Origin of the sequence: Haladaptatus sp. W1 (genome assembly GCF_001723155.1) — an archaeon.
Classification (GTDB): Archaea; Halobacteriota; Halobacteria; order Halobacteriales; family Haladaptataceae; genus Haladaptatus; species Haladaptatus paucihalophilus.
Genome location: NZ_MEIH01000207.1, coordinates 1 through 2270, shown reverse-complemented (window position 1 = coordinate 2270; position 2270 = coordinate 1). Strand labels below are relative to the sequence as shown.

The window sequence follows — 2270 nt, the reverse complement described above, 5'->3', positions numbered from 1 at the left end:
AATTTCTCGACCAGCCGCGACGGGGCGACTTACTCTATCCTCCGAGTGAGTTTCACTCGACATGGTGATTGCACGTAGTTCGCCGCCGCTGATAAATCCACAGGGTGGCGAAGTCGGTGGAAGCCGAAGTCAGTGGGAGCGGTGGGTCGCGCGTGAGAGTTTTCACCCCGGAAGCGCAATCGGTGGACATGAAAGTCCGCGGAACCCGCGAGTGTAAAAACTGCGGGACCCAGTGGTCGTACTACGAGACGGGGAGCGTCGCCTGTCCGAACTGCGAGAGCATGCAGAGCGTCGGATTGGACGAAAACAGGATGCAACACACCGACAGTCCGGCGACCCTCGAACTGGCCGAGATACGCGACGCGCTGGACCGGGAACCGGCGCGCGAGGTCGCAAACAGGGCGGCCGACGAGGCGGGCGAGTACGTCAGAAAGCGCGGATTTATCAGCGGCGGCGAACTCCTCCCGCTCGACGACACCTACCTCGCGGCGAACGAGCTCCGACAAGCCGGACAACTGTTCAGCCGGTCGATGCGGATGACCGACGACGAGGAGATATACTTCTTCTCGCTCCTCCGCGGTGCCGACGAGGGCGAACGCCCGGACGCCCGCGACCTCCCGGAGTCGATTTACGAGGTACGAGGGCTGGCGGACGCGGAATCGCTCAAAGAATACCACGGTGAGATGGGCGAGTGGGCGAGAGAACACGACGTGGACCGCGAGGGACGGAACACGCTCGAAACCCTCGGCGAACACGTCCGTCGCGCACAGGCGCTCGAAGGCGGAGTCGATATCGACACCGCCGAGGCGCTCGTCTCGGCGACGCGCGACTTGGCACGGTATTTCGACGAGGACGATATGGACGCCCTCGCAAGCAGTCGGGACACGCTGTCTCGATTGGCGTAGTCGGGCCGGGACGGTCGGTGCCTAGGGAAGGTCGACTTCGACGTTCGCCGCCGCGGACGCGACCGTCGAGGAACTCGTCGAGTTGGCGACGGTGTTGGTCCACCGCGCCGTGGAGTTGGTGCTCCTCGGCACGTGTCCCAAGTGCTACGACTCGATTTCGACCGCGGTCCGGCCGGTCGAAACGGAGGTGGGAGAGGAGGTAGTCCCGCGATTCCACGCGGTCTGTGAGACGTGTGGCGGACAGCTCCTCGGCCCCATCGGATTCTGCTTGTTGAGCCATCTGGAGGTGAACGCGTTGTACAATCGCCACGGACGCTCCGTCCACACGGCGTATCTCTGGGAGCTCGAATTCGCACAGAACGACGGGTCGCTCGTGGACGAGCGCGACGATGACCCCCTCCGACTCACCTTCCGACTCGAAGACGAGGAACTGTCCGTTACGATAGACGACACCGCCCACGCCACGGAGACGACGCGGCGAACCGTGGAGTAACTATCAAAAATTCAATTGGAGATTCGTTCGCCAAACACTGAAGCGGGAGACGATCCCATCTACTCCCGATGTCCGGCGCACACGGCCCGCCCGATTCCGGTGACGGAGTAGAATCGACCCGACGCGTCTCCCCGACCCCACGTTCCTCTCTCTGCTCGGCTTCCTCTCGATACCCGGCTACCTGTCCCAATCGCTTCGGCCCCTCCGACAGTTCGCGCTGTTTTTCATATTCGGGTTGTGGCCGCTCGTGCGGGGCTTCCTTCCCTCGTTCGGCGAGGACGAGGAGGACCCGACCGATTGGGTCGCCATCGGCGGGAAATCCTATACGCGCCGGTCGCGCCTGTCGCTTCTGCTGTTGCAGTTGAACCCGTTCGTGTTCGTACAAGGCGTTCTCCAACTGGTCGGACACGTTCCGACGCTCCTTCGATACCGCGGTCGATTGCCGAACCCCGACCGGTTCGAACAGGCGACCACCTACCGGTTGCCGTTCGCCGACAGCACATTGCGGGACGACTCCACCGACGACGCCGACGGTGGTACAGCACCGACGGACGGCAAAACGTGGACGGTCATCAACGGCGGCCCCACGCGCGAACGCTCCCATTCGTGGAGCATCCTCGCCCAACGATACGCCCTCGACTTCGTGATAACTGACGAGGAGGGTCGCACTCACACCGGCGACGGGTCGCGCCCGGACCAGTACTACTGCTACGGCGAGCCGATACGCGCACCCGCGGATGGCGTCGTCGTCGCGGCGCACGACGGCCATCGAGACGGTCCGCGGGCGGGTGGATGGCTCGACCTGCGCCAACGCAACATCCTCGGCAACTGGATCATCATCGAGCACGCCGACAGCGAGTACAGCGTCTCGG

2 protein-coding genes and 1 pseudogene are annotated in these 2270 nt (G+C 63.7%); all 3 read left to right on the top strand.

Annotation, left to right across the window (positions count from 1 at the left end; all coding sequences use genetic code 11):
- Positions 1-188 precede the first annotated feature (188 nt).
- On the top strand, positions 189-905 hold the full coding sequence (locus BG842_RS09990) for a hypothetical protein (RefSeq protein WP_069450148.1): 717 nt from the start codon (positions 189-191) through the stop codon (positions 903-905).
- Positions 906-987: 82 nt separating this feature from the next.
- Positions 988-1398, top strand: a complete 411-nt coding sequence (locus BG842_RS09985) for a hypothetical protein (protein ID WP_254663037.1) — start codon at positions 988-990, stop codon at positions 1396-1398.
- A gap of 247 nt (positions 1399-1645) precedes the next feature.
- Positions 1646-2270: pseudogene (locus BG842_RS09980) on the top strand (M23 family metallopeptidase); the annotation flags it as partial.

Coding starts and splice junctions, on each gene's coding strand:
- BG842_RS09990 (WP_069450148.1), top strand. CDS start 189: ATGAAAGTCCGCGGAACCCGCGAGTGTAAAAACTGCGGGACCCAGTGG.